The 15,116-nt window shown below is 70.3% G+C and carries 16 protein-coding genes; 12 read left to right on the top strand and 4 right to left on the bottom strand.

Translation table 11 applies throughout. The features are described from left to right. The first annotated feature begins 57 nt into the window (after window positions 1–57). Window positions 58–1,599 carry an alpha/beta hydrolase domain-containing protein gene (locus tag B056_RS0110105; protein WP_018501747.1) on the top strand — a complete coding sequence of 514 codons (1,542 nt, stop codon included), beginning with the start codon at window positions 58–60 and terminating at the stop codon, window positions 1,597–1,599. Between the two features lie 108 nt (window positions 1,600–1,707). On the opposite strand, the gene B056_RS0110100 is transcribed toward B056_RS0110105, so the two are convergent. Further along, entirely contained in the window at window positions 1,708–1,878 is a 171-nt protein-coding gene (locus B056_RS0110100) for a CsbD family protein (RefSeq protein WP_018501746.1), read from the bottom strand. Between the two features lie 196 nt (window positions 1,879–2,074). Between B056_RS0110100 and B056_RS0110095 the strand changes: the two genes are divergently transcribed. After that, complete coding sequence (locus B056_RS0110095; protein ID WP_018501745.1) at window positions 2,075–2,260, top strand: hypothetical protein; 186 nt, start codon at window positions 2,075–2,077, stop codon at window positions 2,258–2,260. Window positions 2,261–2,602: 342 nt separating this feature from the next. On the opposite strand, the gene B056_RS0110090 is transcribed toward B056_RS0110095, so the two are convergent. Further along, complete coding sequence (locus B056_RS0110090) at window positions 2,603–3,838, bottom strand: PP2C family protein-serine/threonine phosphatase (RefSeq protein ID WP_407672343.1); 1,236 nt, start codon at window positions 3,836–3,838, stop codon at window positions 2,603–2,605. A 277-nt stretch (window positions 3,839–4,115) separates the two neighbouring features. Between B056_RS0110090 and B056_RS0110085 the strand changes: the two genes are divergently transcribed. Together B056_RS0110085 and B056_RS0110080 are read left to right on the top strand one after the other, a co-directional pair. Continuing rightward, a complete protein-coding gene (locus tag B056_RS0110085; RefSeq protein ID WP_018501743.1) occupies window positions 4,116–4,949 on the top strand; it encodes a sugar phosphate isomerase/epimerase family protein in 834 nt (277 codons plus the stop codon). Window positions 4,950–5,044: 95 nt separating this feature from the next. Further along, entirely contained in the window at window positions 5,045–5,899 is an 855-nt protein-coding gene (locus B056_RS0110080; protein ID WP_018501742.1) for a glycosyltransferase, read from the top strand. 60 nt (window positions 5,900–5,959) lie between these two features. Here B056_RS0110080 and B056_RS0110075 read toward each other — a convergent pair whose 3' ends face one another. Then, window positions 5,960–6,862: an LLM class F420-dependent oxidoreductase gene (locus B056_RS0110075; protein WP_026239528.1), complete on the bottom strand. Its 903-nt coding sequence runs from the start codon at window positions 6,860–6,862 to the stop codon at window positions 5,960–5,962. A 261-nt stretch (window positions 6,863–7,123) separates the two neighbouring features. Here B056_RS0110075 and B056_RS0110070 point away from each other — a divergent pair, with 261 nt between their 5' ends. From B056_RS0110070 to B056_RS0110040, 7 genes are all read left to right on the top strand, one after another. Further along, window positions 7,124–7,795, top strand: a complete 672-nt coding sequence (locus B056_RS0110070) for a TetR/AcrR family transcriptional regulator (protein WP_018501740.1) — start codon at window positions 7,124–7,126, stop codon at window positions 7,793–7,795. A 187-nt stretch (window positions 7,796–7,982) separates the two neighbouring features. Further along, the gene (locus B056_RS0110065) at window positions 7,983–8,255 is read left to right on the top strand and encodes a hypothetical protein (protein ID WP_154676946.1); all 273 of its coding nucleotides are present in this window, start codon (window positions 7,983–7,985) and stop codon (window positions 8,253–8,255) included. A 231-nt stretch (window positions 8,256–8,486) separates the two neighbouring features. Next, a complete protein-coding gene (locus B056_RS0110060) occupies window positions 8,487–9,584 on the top strand; it encodes an ABC transporter substrate-binding protein (protein ID WP_018501738.1) in 1,098 nt (365 codons plus the stop codon). Window positions 9,585–10,262: 678 nt separating this feature from the next. Then, entirely contained in the window at window positions 10,263–11,201 is a 939-nt protein-coding gene (locus B056_RS0110055) for an oxidoreductase (RefSeq protein ID WP_018501737.1), read from the top strand. A gap of 164 nt (window positions 11,202–11,365) precedes the next feature. Further along, window positions 11,366–12,526 carry a cytochrome P450 gene (locus tag B056_RS0110050; protein ID WP_026239526.1) on the top strand — a complete coding sequence of 387 codons (1,161 nt, stop codon included), beginning with the start codon at window positions 11,366–11,368 and terminating at the stop codon, window positions 12,524–12,526. Window positions 12,527–12,614: 88 nt separating this feature from the next. Further along, on the top strand, window positions 12,615–12,821 hold the full coding sequence (locus B056_RS0110045; protein ID WP_026239525.1) for an RNA-binding S4 domain-containing protein: 207 nt from the start codon (window positions 12,615–12,617) through the stop codon (window positions 12,819–12,821). A gap of 296 nt (window positions 12,822–13,117) precedes the next feature. Further along, entirely contained in the window at window positions 13,118–13,354 is a 237-nt protein-coding gene (locus B056_RS0110040; protein WP_018501734.1) for a hypothetical protein, read from the top strand. 202 nt (window positions 13,355–13,556) lie between these two features. Here the strand turns inward: B056_RS0110040 and B056_RS0110035 are convergent, their stop codons facing one another. Then, the gene (locus B056_RS0110035; RefSeq protein WP_230202925.1) at window positions 13,557–13,808 is read right to left on the bottom strand and encodes a hypothetical protein; all 252 of its coding nucleotides are present in this window, start codon (window positions 13,806–13,808) and stop codon (window positions 13,557–13,559) included. Window positions 13,809–14,405: 597 nt separating this feature from the next. Between B056_RS0110035 and B056_RS0110030 the strand changes: the two genes are divergently transcribed. Continuing rightward, window positions 14,406–14,966, top strand: a complete 561-nt coding sequence (locus B056_RS0110030) for a TetR/AcrR family transcriptional regulator (protein ID WP_018501732.1) — start codon at window positions 14,406–14,408, stop codon at window positions 14,964–14,966. The last annotated feature ends 150 nt before the right edge of the window (window positions 14,967–15,116 follow it).

Genomic DNA, 15,116 nt, shown 5'->3' with positions numbered 1-15,116 from the left:
CCTTCTTTTAACATTTGTCGATAATCGCGGCGTGGATACGGCTGGAGGGTCGGGCTGATGCCTGCCGGAACAAGCACCCGCGGCCGAGGGGTCGCGCCGGGCCGGCTGAGGGCGACGCTGCTCTGCTGCCTGCTCGCCGGCACCGCGACGGTGGCGGCGAGCTGCTCGGACGGGACACCGCGCGAGCCCGCGGCGTCCGCCGCCGGGTCATCGACGACCACCACGTCGCCCGCGCCGCGGCCGGCGGGACCGGCGGCCGACCTCCAGGAGCTCACCGGCGGCAACGGGGTGAGCATGGGCTCGCCGGTGACGGTCGACCTGACCGGGCCCGGCTACGTCCAGAACGAATACGCGGCGTCGGGCACCGCGACGTCCTACCGGCCGCGGGGCGCGCTCACCCGCGACGGCCGCTGGACCTTCCAGCCCGCCGACAGCGCCGCCTACCGCACCCGGGTCCTCGTCCGACGTCCGGCGGACACCGGGGACGTCAGCGGCACCGTGGTCGTCGAGTGGCTGAACGTCAGCTCCGGCGTCGACTCGGACGTCGAGTGGTACAGCACCCACGAGGAGCTGACGCGGCACGGTGACATCTGGGTGGGCGTCTCGGCCCAGCGCATCGGGGTGATGGGCGGGGACGCCCTCACACCGGCCGCCGCCGGCAGTACGACGACCGGCCTGCGGGGCGCCGACCCGGCCCGGTACGGGTCCCTCGACCAGCCCGGGGACGGCTACGCCTTCGACATCTTCACCCAGGTGGCCCGAGCGGTACGCGCCGGCGGCGTGGTCACGGGCGGCTCCGCGCCCAAGCACCTCCTCGCCGCCGGCGAATCCCAGTCGGCGTTCGCCATGGTCACCTACATCAACGGCGTGCAGCCGCTCACCCGGGCCTTCGACGGCTTCCTGGTCCACAGCCGGGGCGGCGGCGCCCTGCCGCTCGTCGGGCCGGGCCAGCCCGCCAGCCTCACCGACCCGGCCGCGGCCACACCGGCACTCGTCCGGGCCGACACCGGCGTGCCCGTGCTCGACGTCCAGACCGAAGGCGACCTCACCGTTCCGCTGAACTCGCTGCGGGCGCGTCAGGATGACAGCGACCGGTTCCGGCTCTGGGAGGTGGCCGGAGCCGCCCACGCCGACGCCCACACGCTCGGCCCGTTCGTGAACGCGCTCAACTGCGGTGTGCCGGTCAACAACGCACCGACCCACGTCGTGGTGAAGGCGGCGATCCGCGCCCTCGACACCTGGGTCCGGACCGGCACCCCACCGCCCACCGCGCCGCGGATCACCGTCACCTCCGGCGACAGTCCCGGCGTCACCCGCGACGCCGACGGCATCGCCGAGGGCGGCATCCGTACCCCGCCCGTGGCCGTGCCGGTCGACGTCCTCTCCGGTGTTCCCGCCGCGAACGCCTCGGTGCTCTGTCAGCTGTTCGGTTCGACGAAGCCGCTGCCGGACACCCGCGTCGCGGCGCTCTACCCCACGAAGGACGCCTACCTGCGACGTTTCACGGCCGCGGTGGACATGACCGTCAAGGCCGGTTTCGCGCTGGCCACCGACCGGGCCGCGCTGCTCGCCTACGCCCAGCCAGACCGCGTCCGCTGACCGCCCGGCGCGGGCCCCCGCCCCCGCCTGGCCCTGTCCTACCTACCTACCTGGCCTGGCCTGGCCTGGCCTGGCCTGGCCTGGCCTGGCCTGGCTGCCGAGTCTCGATCAGCGCTTGGTGTCCTTCAGGTTCTCGCCGGCCTGCCTGAGGTCTCCGCCGATCTTCTCCGCGGTGCCTCGGGCCTCCATGCCCCGGTCTCCGCTGGCCCGGCCCGTGGTCCGCTTGCCGCGGCCCGCGAATCGTTGCAGGGCGTTCCTGGCCTTGTCGACCACGCTCATCGAAGATCCTTCCGTCGGGTGTCTCGTGCGGGGTTGCCGTGCGGCTATACCCGGTACCGGCCCGGCCACCCGTGCCGGCGGCCACGTCCAGCCGGCTGGCGCCCCGACAGCTGGCTGGCACCCTGAGCGACGGCCGCTGATCCGGTTCGGGCCGGGATCCCCGTTACAAACCGTCCCTGCTGGGCACTACGGCCGTATGAACGATTTGAGCATTATCGGCGCCCTTGCCGCGATCACACTTATTGTGATTGGCGTCCTCCTCGCGTTCACCTCCGCCATCTCCTGGGACACGCAGACGACGTTCGGGGCCTTCGGGATTCTGCTGGGCACGATCGGCCTGTTCGGCGGCGGTATCGGCTCGTTGATCCGACGCCGGGCCTGAGGCCCGGAAATCCGCCGGCACGTCGATGCCCCGGGGCATCGGGGCATCGACGTGCCGCGACTGACGAACACGCATGACACGCTCCCGGTAACACGTGCGACGCGCTCCCGGTAATCCGACGCGGGCTGTTTCGTGAGTCGAGGCCGCGTTCGAAGCGGGAATCCCGGTGGACGTCATCTGGCCGGCGGAAGCGGCCCCCGGAGCGGTCACCGTCGCCCGAGGCAAGGCCGATGACCGAGAGGATGCGGTGGCCCTCCAGAACCTGCGCGGCTGGTTCCAGACCGAACCGCCCACGATCGACGAGGTCCGACCGACTCCGTGGAACCCCGCGCCCCGCGCGTCTCAGAGCGCGGGAGAGGCGAGGGAGGGGTCCGCACCGCTGGCGACGCTGCGCATGGACTGGTCGCTGCCGTACCAGTCCAGGCAGAAGACGGTCGCGTCATCATCCAGGTTTTCCCCGGTGACCTGTAGGACCCTGCCGGTGAGGTCCTGGACGAGTTCCCGTGGGTGCAGGTCCCGTGTCTCCACGAGCGCCGCGGACAGATCCACCTGTGCGGCGTTGCGTTCCATCATTCCGTCGGTGACCAGCAGCAGCCGGTCCCCCGGGTGCAGCCGAAAGCTGTGGATCTGGTAGCTCGTCCCCTCGAACATGCCGAACGGCGGATCCGCCGGGAACGAGATCGCCTGCACCTCACGAGCGCGCAGCCGGTAGAACGGCACGTGACCGGCGTTCACCACGGAGACGGCTCCGCTGTGCAGATCGACCTGCAGCAACAGGCCGGTGACGAACTCGTCGGGCCGGATCTGCGTCACCATCATCGTGTTCGCCCGGGTGACCTGTTTGGCCAGGTCACCACCGCCACGGCGGACGTTGCGCAGGCTGCTGACCAGCAAGGTCGCCAGCAGCGCCGCGGTCAGCCCGTGCCCCATCGCGTCGGTGAGTGACACGTAGAGCTGGGAACGCGAGAAGCTGTAGTCGAAGGTGTCCCCGGCCACGGTCCCGGCCGGCTCCAGCCAGCCGGCCACCGTCACCTGCGCGCCCTCACAGGTGAACGACTCCGGCAGCAGCCGGCGCTGGATCTCCGCGGCCAGGCCCAGCGGGACGGAGCGCTGGCCCCACTCGAACAGATCCGTGTACCGGCGACTTGGGATCACAATGTAGGCGAGCGCGTGCCCGGCGGTCGCGACGGCGTCGACGGATTCGGTGGCGCACCCGGCGGGCAGTAGGACCTCCAGCACCCCGATCGCCTCGCCCCGGGCCGTGACCGGAACGCACACGTGCGTGCCGGTAGGGCCACGCTCCACCCGCACCCGCTGGGTCCGCATCACCTGCCCCTGGACGGTGCCGTCCACGGGCACCCGCGCCATGATGTCGCCGTCCACGGGATGGCGCGTCGGGGCCAACCGCGCCAGGTAACCGCCCGCGTAGTCCGCGATCAGGAAGGAGGCCTCGACCGCGTCGATCGTCCGCGCCAGCTCACCGGCCACCGCCTGCACGGCATGGGCGGGCGCCGCTCGCTCCACCGCCGTCAGCAGCTCCCGAAGATCGACCGGGCCGGAAGGTACCACACCGTCAATGCTAGTCACCCCGGAGAATCCTGCCCGCCAGATCATGTCGAACCTGCCGTGAAAACACAATATAATCACAATTAACATGCGAAGCGGACATCAAAGATCTAGCCTGGATTCGCCAGCGAGAACTATTCCGATATTTCGCCCGGCCGTCACCAGAAAATCGGCGACACAACCAGGTCGGCCACCGTCGGTGACGGCGCGCCTACCATACCGCCCGTACCGACGTCCGGTCGGCCGACAGCTGGTGGCCGCAGATCCTTCTCGAGGAGAGGTTCGTCCGATGAGGGCCATTTCGGCGCCGACTCTTTTACCACTCGGCCATCCGTTCGGCGCGGCCGACGTCCAGACACTCGTCGACGCCATCGCGGACGCGGGGTTCGACGCGGCGCAGCTGACGAGTTCGCACCTCGCTGGTGCCGTCGCTGACGGTATGACGCCGGAGGAGTTCTTCGGTCACCACCGGGACCGGGGGCTGACGATCCCCACCGTCGAGGTTCTGATGGAATGGGTCGCCGCCGACCGGCCGGAGATAGCCGACCAGGCCCGACCACTTCTCGACATCGCGCAGTCGGCCGGCTCACCGACGGTTATCGCGACGATGTCAGAGACCGAGGTCCCATCGATCTCCGGCGTGGCGGAGCGGCTGGCCTATCTGTGCGATCTCGCGGCGGAGCGGGGCCTGCGGATCAGTTTCGAGTTCCTGCCCTGGTCGGCGGTGCCGAACATCAGGGCGGCGGTGCGGCTCCTGGACGCGGTGGACCGCGACAATCTCGGCCTGGTGGTCGACATGTGGCACTGGTTCCGCCAGGCCGGTGGGCCCGACTACGACACGCTGCGGGACGTGCCGGCCGGGCGGATCCACGTCCTTCAGCTGTGTGACGCGCCCACCCGGCCGGCCGACGACCTGGTGATGGAGACGCTCACCGCCCGTCTGCTGCCCGGGGAAGGAGACGTCGACCTGAAGACCACCCTGGATGTGCTCTTCGCGACCGGGGCCGACCCCGTCGTGGCGACCGAGGTGTACTCCGCCTCGCTCGCGGGCCAGGGGCCGGCCGAGGCCGCGCGGCGCGCGTTCGCCGCCACGGAGACAGTCCTCGGCGGACGCCTTCCGTAGCCCGGCCCGCCGTCGCCCGGGCCGCCGTAGCCCGGCTCGCCGTCACCGCGTGCGTCTGTTCGCTCGACAGCCGCCGCTGAGGTAGCACTGATCTCATGCAGCCTCTGTCGGTCGTCATCGTGCACCGGGACCAGCCGAAGCGACTCGTCGCCACGATCGACGCGTTCCGCGCCCAGGACGTCCCGGTGAGGATCACGATCGTGGACAACGGATCAGCGGTCATGCCACCGGTCGCGGCCTCGGACGTCACGGTCGTGCTGGCCGGCAGCAACCTGGGGTTCGGGCCGGCGGCCAACGTCGGCTACCGCACGTTCCTCGCCGACGAGGACGCGGGCGAGTGGGTCGTCCTCGCGCCGCACGACGCGCTGCCCGAGCCGACGTGCCTGAGTCGCATGCTGGGTGTGCTGGCCCAGCAGCCACGGGCGGGGCTGGCCTGTGCCGACGTCGGCGACGGGGCGACGCCGGTCGTCGACCCCTACTTCGGCGGGATCCTCCGGCCCGCGAGCGTGACCGAGGGCTGGGAGCCCGCCGGGCACCCGCACGGCACGCTGATGTTCGCCCGCCGCGCGTGCCTCGACGAGGTCGGCATCTTCGACGAACGCTACTTCGCGTACTGCGAGGAGGCGGACCTCGCGCTGCGGGCGAGGTCCGCCGGTTGGGAGTCCGGGCTCGTGCGGGGGGCGATGGTCAGGAACCCCACGGTCGGCTCGACCGCCGCGGCGATCGACTACCTGCAGCTACGCAACACGCTGCTGCTGGTGCGGGACCACTCCGGCCGCTACCACGCGTTCATCCGGCTCTGCATGGCGCTGTGGCACCTCGCCTCGGGCGCGGTCGTCCCGGCCCGGCGCGGCCCCTACTGGAACCCCGAAGGACGGGTCCGGGGAGTCCTGGACTTCCTCCGTGGGCGTTTCGGCCCTCCCCCGCCGCACCTGCTCGTCAGGCGCTGACCCACGGCGCGGCCAGCACGGGCGACGGCCAGGACGGATCCCCGCCCTGACAGGTACCCGTCAGGACAAATAGGTCTCGCCGAACGCCTCGAGGAACTCGAACGTGGCCGTGGACGACACCGACGGGCTCGACACCACCACCGCGGTCACGCCGGCCTTCTCGATCTCGGCGATCGCCTCGCGGTGCCGGTCGGGCTCGACGGTCGGCGTCGCGATGGAACGGTCCTTGTAGGAGTACTGCACGTCGATCGGGTCCGGCCGCCCGGCAGCCGCCGCGGCGTCCCGGATCTCGTTGATCATGCCGGCCAGTTCCCCCAGCGAGCCGATGGAGGTCGTCCGCACCGCCGCGCTGAGCTCCGGCGGGCCCACCAGCGGCATCCAGCCCTGCGCCCGCTGCGCGATGCGGCGCCGGCTCAGCTTCGAGTTACCGCCGATCCAGATGGGAATCGGGGTCTGCACCGGCCGGGGCCGGGCGATGACGTTCCGGGCGTCGAAGTGCAGGCCCTTGTAGCTGAACGGCTCACCGCTCCAGTGCAGCGGCAGCACCTCGAGGATCTCGTCGAACAGCGTGTTGCGCTCCTCCATGTCGACGCCGAGCGCGAAGAACTCGGTCTTCATGTACCCGGTGCCGAGGCCGAGCACGATCCGTCCGCCGGAGAGCTTGTCGACGGTCGCCGCCGCCTTGGCCAGCAGGAACGGATTCCGATAGGGCGCGACGGAGAGGTTCGTGTGCAGCCGCAGCCGCCGGGTCGCGGCGGCGACGTGGCCGAGGGCGACGAACGGGTCGAGGCTCTGGTGCCCCCCGGAGGCCAGCCAGCGGGCGCTCGGGGCCGGATGCTCACTGAGGCAGAATCCGTAGAACCCCGCCCGCTCGGCCGCTGCCGCGACCTCGGACAGCGCACCGGCGTCGAGCATGTCGCGCTCGGTGCCGTTGGTTTCGGGGTAATGGTAGATGAAACGCATTTTCACCTCGTCGAGAGGGGTTTTCGGGGGCAGGCCGGCCGGCATGGGGCTCCGCGGGACGTCGGGCCGGGTGGTGGCCAGACCCGCACCGGGCGTGCCACCCTGTATCACCGACTATGACCCGCCCAAGATCATCAGGATCGCCACGGCGCCATGGTGAAGCCGAGCGCCACGGTGAAGCCGCGTGTCGCGGCGAAGCCGGGTACCACCGTCACCCTCTCCCGTCACCAGCCGCCTTAGCGGCAGTAGGATGTCACTAATATGAGCGCCGCGGCAACACCCAGCCCGGACCGAAGCGCGGCGGCACCGGCTCGCCGGCGCTACGACAGCCCGCGCCGGCGAGAGCTGGCCGCCCAGACGCGCGAGCGGATCATCGACGCCGGCTCGGCCCTGGTCCACAGCTTCGCCACGTGGGACTGGCGTGACCTGACGTTCCGCGCGGTCGCCGAGCGGGCCGGCGTCGGTGAACGCACGGTCTACCGGCACTTCCCGACCGAGGCCGATCTCCACGAGGCCGTCCTGCGCCGCCTCGAGGAGGAGGCGGGCGTGAGCTACGAGGACCTCGACCTCGACTGCCTCCCCGAGGTCACCACCCGCGCCTTCGCGACGCTGTCGTCCTACGCGGTGCCGAGCTGGACCCCCACGGACCCCGGGCAGTCGGGGTCGACGCCCAGGGACCAGCGTCGCCGCGAGGCGCTCGTCGCCGCCGTGGCCGCGCACACCGCCGACTGGCCCGAGGCCGATCGGGCCATGGCCACCGGCATGCTGGACGTCCTGTGGCACATCCCGTCCTATGAACGGCTGACCACGATGTGGAACCTCGACGGTGTGCAGGCGACCCAGGCGATCGTCTGGGCCATCGGCCTGCTGACAGACGCGATCCGGGCCAACCAGCTACCCGGATCGACCCGCCCGGGCTCCGACCAGGGCTGATGACTTCCGTCGGGGAAAAGGCCCAGATCCTTCCCGACGGCTACCAGCGCAGGAGACGGTCCGGGTACTGCCCGGGCCGCGTCCGGGCTGAGGCGTGCCCCGAGCCCTCGCGCGAGCCGGGCCGGGCGCAACGTCTATATTAGTGACACCGTCCCGCCACGAAGAGGACTTGCACCGGAGGATCTCAGTGGATCTTGGTTTGGCGCCCACCACCGAGCGGCGCACGGACGGCTCCCGGAGCGGCGGCCTGGCCACGGCCACCCGCTCCCGCGACGCCGTAACCAAGAACGGAACGGGGATCGAAATTCTCGGCGACGGCGGGCGGATGGACGCCGCCCGGGAGTCCGGCCCGGCAACGGACCGAATACGGCCGGTCCGTTTCGGCACCGTCGTGAACCACAGGTCCGCGCGGCGTGCCCCGCACGGCCGCCATGACCTCCCGCCCGCACCGGCCAGCTGAATCACCAGGCCGGACAGAACTTCTGGGCGCGGGCGAGTCGGCACAGGATCCGTCGACTCGCCCGGAAACCCGCGTCATCACTCTCGTTCCTGACCGTCCAAGGGGATTCTCATGTTCTTAGCTGGCTTGGCGCGGCCACTGGGGTTGGCGGCCGCGGTCCTCTTGGGACTCGCGACGGCGGGCTGTTCGTCCTCCGGAGCCGAGAGCGCCGCGAAAGCGTCATGCTCCACGGTGGGAGTCACCTCCGACGCGGTGAATCTGGGATTCGTCTACTCGGACACGGGTGTCGGCAGCGAGGCGCTCGTCTCCGCCCGCGCGGGTTTCGACGCCAGGATCGGTCTGGCCAACGAAGAGGGCGGGATCAACGGCCGTAAGATCGTCTACCAGTGGCGGGATGACGAGAACTCCCTGGCCCGCGACGTGCAGGTGGTCGACGAGCTTCTCCGGCGCGAGTCCGTCTTCGGCCTGGTGACGGTCTCCGCCAACCTCAGCGGCTCGATGAACACCCTGGCCACGCAGGGAATACCCGTCGTGGGCCTCGCGGCGGAGCCAGCCTGGCATGAGCACCAGAACATGTTCTCGTACAACTACGGAGCCTCACTCGAGACCGTCGGCCGGGACATCAGGGCCAGCGGTGGGTCGAAGGTCGCTTTCGTGGCCTCCGGCTCGTCGTCCTTCACCGCGGAGTCCGCCGCCCGGTACACCACGGCCATGCAGTCGGTAGGGCTGACCATCGCCGGGATGGTCTCCTATTCGAAAAGCACCGACAACCCGGCCCACGTCGCGCGCCAGCTCGCCGACACCGGCGCGGACGCGCTGCTCAACCTGGGGACACCCGACGACTTCGCGGAGATAATCAAGGCCGCCCGGGCCGAGAACCTGAACTTCCCGGTCCGTGTCTCGCTCTCCGGCTACGACCGCGCCCTGTTGCCCACGGCGGGGCCGGCGCTCTCCGGAGTCTCCTTCCCGGTCTACTTCCGGCCCTTCGAGGCCGGTGGCGCGCCGATCGAGCGCTACCGCGACGCGATGACGCGCTTCGCGCCGGAGACCGCCCTGCCCGAGCAGCAGTTCGCGATGTTCGCGTACATCTACACCGATCTCTTCCTGCGGGGACTTCAGCTGGCGGGTGACTGCCCCACCCGGGAGGGCTTCATCAGCTCCCTGCGCAAGGTCACGGACTACGACGCCGGCGGCCTGATCGAGAAGGTCGACCTGAGCAGCAACATCGGGAAGATTCCCGACTGCAACGCCTTCGTCCAGATCGATCCGACCGGGCGGGCCTACCAGGTCTCCCATGGGAGCCTCTGCCGGGACGGCAGAGGCATCTGACCCCGACGTCCGACCCCGACGACGGGTACCGGTGCCCGGCCGCGGTCCTCCCGACCACGGCCGGGCGCCGCTGTCAGCCGATCGGCACCACGGCCGCGTCCCCGGTGTGGTGCCGCCTGGTCGTGTTGGAGGAATCCGGCCGAGGTGACGGCGGTCACGAACAGGGCCAGGCCGAGGTGACGGCTGCCCGCGGGCGGGGCCGTGGCGGGGCCCGGCCGCGCGGCGACGGCCGCACTGTCAGCACACATGCAGATACTCCAGAGAATGTGTCGGCGGAATTACCCGAGCTTCGTGTGATGGTTGTCGCGCTTGACGGGCCGACCAGCCCTGTGGGCACCGAAAATCACCCGACCCCGGAATTCTTCTTGTCTTTTCGGATCGAGTGTGGGCAGTGAGCGGCCGCCTTGGTCGTGGCCTGGCCTCAACGAACCTGGCGTGACGACTCCGGAACGGGACCGCCCTCGGCACCGGCTCACGTGGGCCCGGGCCGCCGGGTTCGGATCTCCGGGTTCGGATCTCCGGGCGTACCCGTCAACGCCATCTCGCATACCGCCGGCTACCCGGATCACGTGCGGAGCCGGGCCTGTACTGTGCTGACCGTGGTCCCGGTGGTGGCCACCGTTGTACGTCGGGCGGCTGGAAGACGCGCGCCCTTTCCTGGATCGCGGAGGAGTCGTCATGGCGCAGGCGCCCAAGCGGCGGCGTTGGAGCGCGGCCGACGTTCCCGACCTGACCGGGCGGACGGCCGTCGTCACCGGCGCGAATTCCGGAATCGGCTTCCAGGCCGCCAGGACGCTCGCCGGGCGCGGCGCGACAGTGGTGCTGGCCTGCCGGAACCCGGTCAAGGCCCAGGATGCTCTGGACACCATCCGGACCGCCGTCCCCGAGGCGGACGTCTCGGTACTGCAGGTGGATCTCGGCTCGCTCACCTCGGTGCGCAAGGCCGCCGACGCACTGGTCACCGAGCGCCCCGTCATCGACCTGCTCATCAACAACGCCGGCGTCATGCTGTTACCCCAGGGCCGGACGGAGGACGGCTTCGAACAGCATTTCGGCATCAACCACCTCGGCCACTTCGCCTTCACCGGGCTCGTCCTGGCGGCCGTGACGGCCGCCGACGCCGGCCGCGTCGTGACGGTCAGCAGCAACGGGCACCGGATGGGAAAGATCGATTTCGACGATCTCGACCTGGCTCAGAACTACCGGCCGTTCCGGGCCTACGCCCGGTCGAAACTCGCGAACCTGCTGTTCACCTATGAGCTGCAACGCCGGCTGGCGGCGGCGGGCGGGTCGGCGCGATCCGTCGCCGCGCATCCCGGTGGCGCGAACACGGAGGTCGGGGGCAACCCCAGCCCACTTCAGCGCAGGCTCAAGAAGGTCGTCGATCACATCCCCAACCCCATCGTGCACTCGGCGTTCAAGGGCTCTCTGCCCCTGCTGCGCGCGGCGGTCGATCCGGCGGCGAGGGGTGGCGAGTACTACGGGCCGTCCGGGCTGCTGAGGATGACCGGCCACCCGGTCCTGGTCACCTCCAACGCCGCCTCGCGCGACACCGGGACGGCCGAACGTCTCTGGGAACTGTCCGAGCGACTGACCACGGTGACCTACCCGCTCTGAGCCGGCGCCGACGCCGGGAGACAGCGCTTCGAGCTCTTCACCAGGTTGCGACGTTTTTATACTTGGTATAACTTCGTCGCAGCCTACGGCGAGGAGCTCACATGTCGACTGACAGTGCGGCGTCAGGTACGGCGTCGAGTACGGCACCCGGGTCGGGAAATCCCATGGAGAACCCCGCCTTCCTGACGGCGCCACAGGCAGTCTTCCCCGGGTTACGCGACCAGCGCACGGTTTCGCTGGGCGAAAGAGGAGTGCTGTTAACCCGGAGCGCGGACATCGCGACACTGCTCACGAACCCCGAGGTCTTCTCCTCCGGAGTCGGCGTGACCCAGACGGGCACCGAGCGGCCGTTGATCCCGTTGCAGATCGACCCGCCGAAACACCGTGAATACCGCAGGATCCTCGATCCGCTCTTCTCCCCGCAGCGCATGAAGGAGATGGAAGGGCCGATCACCGACCTGGCCCGCGGCCTCATCGACACGATCGCCACCGACAGTACGGTGGACTTCGTGCCGCGGTTCTCCCTGCAGTTCCCGTCGCAGGTGTTCCTCGCCCTGTTGGGGCTGCCGCTCGACGAGCTCCCCACCTTCCTCAAGATGAAGGACGGCTTCATCCGGCCCGAGTCCATCACCGGGCGGCCCCGAGGCCACGAGGACTCGATCGCCCTGCTGAAGACGACCGCCGCGTCGATCTACGAGTACTTCGACGCCGTCATCGCCGACCGGCGCTCCACCCCGGGCGAGGACATCGTCAGCCGCTTCCTGCGGACCGAGGTCGAGGGCGCCCGGCTCAGCCACGAGGACATCCTCGACATCTGTTTCCTGTTCCTCGTCGCCGGTCTCGACACCGTCTCGGCCTCGCTGGACTGCATGATGCTGCACCTCGCGCTCCACCCCGAGCGGCGGCGCGTGCTGGTGGACGACCCGGCGCTGATTCCGAACGCCGTGGAGGAGCTGCTCCGCTGGGAGTCGCCGGTGATGATGGTGGCACGGTTCGCGACCCAGGACACCGAGATCGCCGGCTGCCCGGTCCGCAGGGGCCAGGTCGTGACCGGTCTGCTCGGCGCCGCCAACACCGACGAACGGGAGATCCCCGAGCCCGAGGCCGTCCGGTTCGATCGTGAGGCGAACCGGCACATCGCGTTCGGGCGGGGGCCGCACCGGTGCCTGGGCTCGCACCTGGCTCGGCTGGAGCTGCGCATCGCCCTGCGGGAATGGCACGCCCGCATCCCCGACTACCGCGTTCCGGACAACTTCCAGCCGACCTTCACGACGACGATCCGCTCGTTGGTCGCGCTCCCGCTCCAGCTCGGCCAGTCCGCCTGAACCGGCGGCCCGGTTCGGGACGGGCTCGGCCCGCGGCCCGCGGCCAGCCGTGGGCCGCGGCCGGTGAGCAGTGAGGCATGCTGGGGAGATGCGTGAAGTGAGCATCGGTGGCGACGTCATCCGGCTCGGGCAGTTCCTCAAGCTCGCCGACGTCGTCGAGGCGGGTTCGGCGGTCAAGGCGGTGCTCGCCAGCGGGACCGTCAGCGTCAACGGTGAGGTCGAGACCCGCCGGGGCCGTCAGCTGCGGCCCGGCGACGAGGTGACGGTGCCCGGCGAGCAGCTGCGCGTCGGCTGATCTCCACTCGCCGTAGATCCACTGAAATTCGCGTTCCTGCCGTTGGTGACACGCGTCACCGATGGCCGGCCTGAATGTGAGCGGCGTAACCCGGCGACCCCGCTCACGCGGCACTTTTCGGCCGCATTGTGTTCCAGGCCACGGGCGTCGGTCACATTTTTTCCGGGTCCTCGCCGGGTGCGTCCGAGGTCACGTCGATCGGGCTTACAAGAACTCCGTGGTGCATGCACTATTAATTACGGCGGCTGAGACTCGACCGCCGAACTCCTGCCCCTTCTCGCACCCGGGAGCCCGCCGTGCTGAACGCCATCCATGCCGCAACTCACTCCAGCGGGTACGAGAAGCCAGCCGCCCGCCGCTCGGACAACCCCTGGCACTTCAGCTCCGAGGAGACCTTCCTGTCCCTTGGCGCGGCCACCGCGCAGCCGGAGCGGCGAACCACCCACGCCCGCCTCGACCAGGCCCGTGAGGCTGTCGGGCAGCAGCGCCCCATCCGTCGCCGGGTTCTGCGCTGGGCGCACTCGCACAGCTGATCACGACCACCCCTTTCGGTATCAGACCACTGCCGTGCGCACCGCCACCCCCTGGCTGTGAGTAGGCGACACGAAGAAAGCACCGCGGGAATTCCTCCACGGAGGACGGCCGTTCATCCGGGAACTCATCGTGGAGCATCCGAGAGTTCCCGGCGGTGCGACCGCACCGGAACAGGCCCGTCGGCCACGGCGGGCCCGCGCGTCAGCCATGCCGGGCCGGACGAGCCAGTTCGGGTCGATGCCGGTCGACCCGCTGCCGGCGGCGGGCCAGGAGCACGTCCGCGAGGGCGTCCGCACGCTCCATGTCATCGAGGGTCGCCCGCGATCGCCCGTCGACCGTGAGGATGGCGGCGAGCAGCTCGGCGGACAGTCTCGTGCGCGCCGCGACCCGGGCCACGCTCGGCGGCAGGCCGCTCGACGATCGGGCGGACAGCGGGCGGGGCTCATCGGCCACTCGCTGCGACGGGAGCCGCGTGCCCGGCGCGACGGAGTCATCCTGGGCGGAGTCATCCTGAACGGTGCGCGGGACGGTGCGCGGGCGCGGCCGGACTCCGAGGAGATCGAACATACATTCGATTCTGGCCGCGATAGATCATCCTGTCAAGTACCACGGCGCCGACCGGCCAGGTGCTGACCGGCCCAGGTCTCGAGATCGTCCGGCAGCTCGTTTCGCGACGACTGATCGATCACGGCGTGTCGTGCCGGTTCGGGTGCTCCACAGCGGATCATGATCGGCCGTGGTTCGTGGTGGCCGCGTCTCCGGACAACCGGTGCGCGCGGGGGCGCCGGCGCCCCCGAGGTCGGACAATTTCGACCCCGCGACCTGAGGTAAACCCGGGGTGCGGCTGAATCCGGGCGGCTGAATCCGGGCGGTGGAAACACCAGTCCGAGGCCCGGACGGCGCCCCGGACGCCACCGCGGGGACTCCTGGCAGAATTTGCCGGAACCGTTCGCGCACGCGGACTGGAAGCGGCGCCGCCGGTGAGTGGCGCCACGGCGGATCGCCGGGCCGGCGAAACCGCCGGGTCCGCGCGGCGGGAGGAGGTGGGCGGTGACCGGGGCCGAACGGGCCGATGCCGCCCGTAATCGCGCGGCCATTCTGGCCGCGGCGGCGGACCTGTTCGATCGCGAGGGGGCCGAGGAGGTGTCGATGAACGACATCGCCGAGGCCGCCGGGGTCGGCAAGGGCACCGTCTTCCGCCGGTTCGGCGACCGCACCACCCTGGTCGAGGCCGTCCTGCAGCCCCGGGTGAAGACGCTGGGCCAGCGTGTCGAGCACGGGCCCGCCCCACTCGGCCCCGGCGGCGGCCCGACCGAGTCCCTGCGCGCCTATCTCGACGCCCTGCTCGACTTCGTGGTGGCCAACCGGACCCTCATCCGGGCACTCGAGCACCGCGGGCCGAACGCCTACTATTCGAACTCGTCGAGTCGGTACTGGATCGCCGAGCTCACCCGGCGCCTCGCGATCGTGCGGCCCGGGGAGGACACCGACTATCTGGCGCATATTCTGTTCACCGCGCTGCGCGCCGATGTCGTCGACTATCTCGTCGCGGCCCGCCAGATGCCCCTCGATCGTGTTCGCGCCGGCCTGCACAATCTGGCCGGGGTGTGACCTCCGAGCTGTCGATGATCGCCCGGAAAGGACCAGCCATGGCCCGGAAGTCGAACCGGCGGTCGAAACCGCTGTTGTTCGGCAGACGCGTGGGAAACCCGGGAAACCCGTCGCCGGGCACTCCGAACTGAACGGCACCGGCACCGGCAC

It is taken from the genome of Parafrankia discariae, assembly GCF_000373365.1.
Taxonomy (GTDB): Bacteria; Actinomycetota; Actinomycetes; order Frankiales; family Frankiaceae; genus Parafrankia; species Parafrankia discariae.
Note: the sequence above shows the minus strand (reverse complement) of the source record. Positions and strands in the feature narration are given on the sequence as shown.

What these genes read in the sequence shown, in the direction of transcription:
- B056_RS0110095 (WP_018501745.1), top strand. Translation starts at nt 2,075, where the DNA reads ATGAACGATTTGAGCATTATCGGCGCCCTTGCCGCGATCACACTTATT.
- B056_RS0110075 (WP_026239528.1), bottom strand. Translation starts at nt 6,862, where the DNA reads ATGCGTTTCATCTACCATTACCCCGAAACCAACGGCACCGAGCGCGAC.
- B056_RS0110105 (WP_018501747.1), top strand. Translation starts at nt 58, where the DNA reads ATGCCTGCCGGAACAAGCACCCGCGGCCGAGGGGTCGCGCCGGGCCGG.
- B056_RS0110045 (WP_026239525.1), top strand. Translation starts at nt 12,615, where the DNA reads ATGCGTGAAGTGAGCATCGGTGGCGACGTCATCCGGCTCGGGCAGTTC.
- B056_RS0110080 (WP_018501742.1), top strand. Translation starts at nt 5,045, where the DNA reads ATGCAGCCTCTGTCGGTCGTCATCGTGCACCGGGACCAGCCGAAGCGA.
- B056_RS0110085 (WP_018501743.1), top strand. Translation starts at nt 4,116, where the DNA reads ATGAGGGCCATTTCGGCGCCGACTCTTTTACCACTCGGCCATCCGTTC.
- B056_RS0110100 (WP_018501746.1), bottom strand. Translation starts at nt 1,878, where the DNA reads ATGAGCGTGGTCGACAAGGCCAGGAACGCCCTGCAACGATTCGCGGGC.
- B056_RS0110050 (WP_026239526.1), top strand. Translation starts at nt 11,366, where the DNA reads ATGGAGAACCCCGCCTTCCTGACGGCGCCACAGGCAGTCTTCCCCGGG.
- B056_RS0110070 (WP_018501740.1), top strand. Translation starts at nt 7,124, where the DNA reads ATGAGCGCCGCGGCAACACCCAGCCCGGACCGAAGCGCGGCGGCACCG.
- B056_RS0110055 (WP_018501737.1), top strand. Translation starts at nt 10,263, where the DNA reads ATGGCGCAGGCGCCCAAGCGGCGGCGTTGGAGCGCGGCCGACGTTCCC.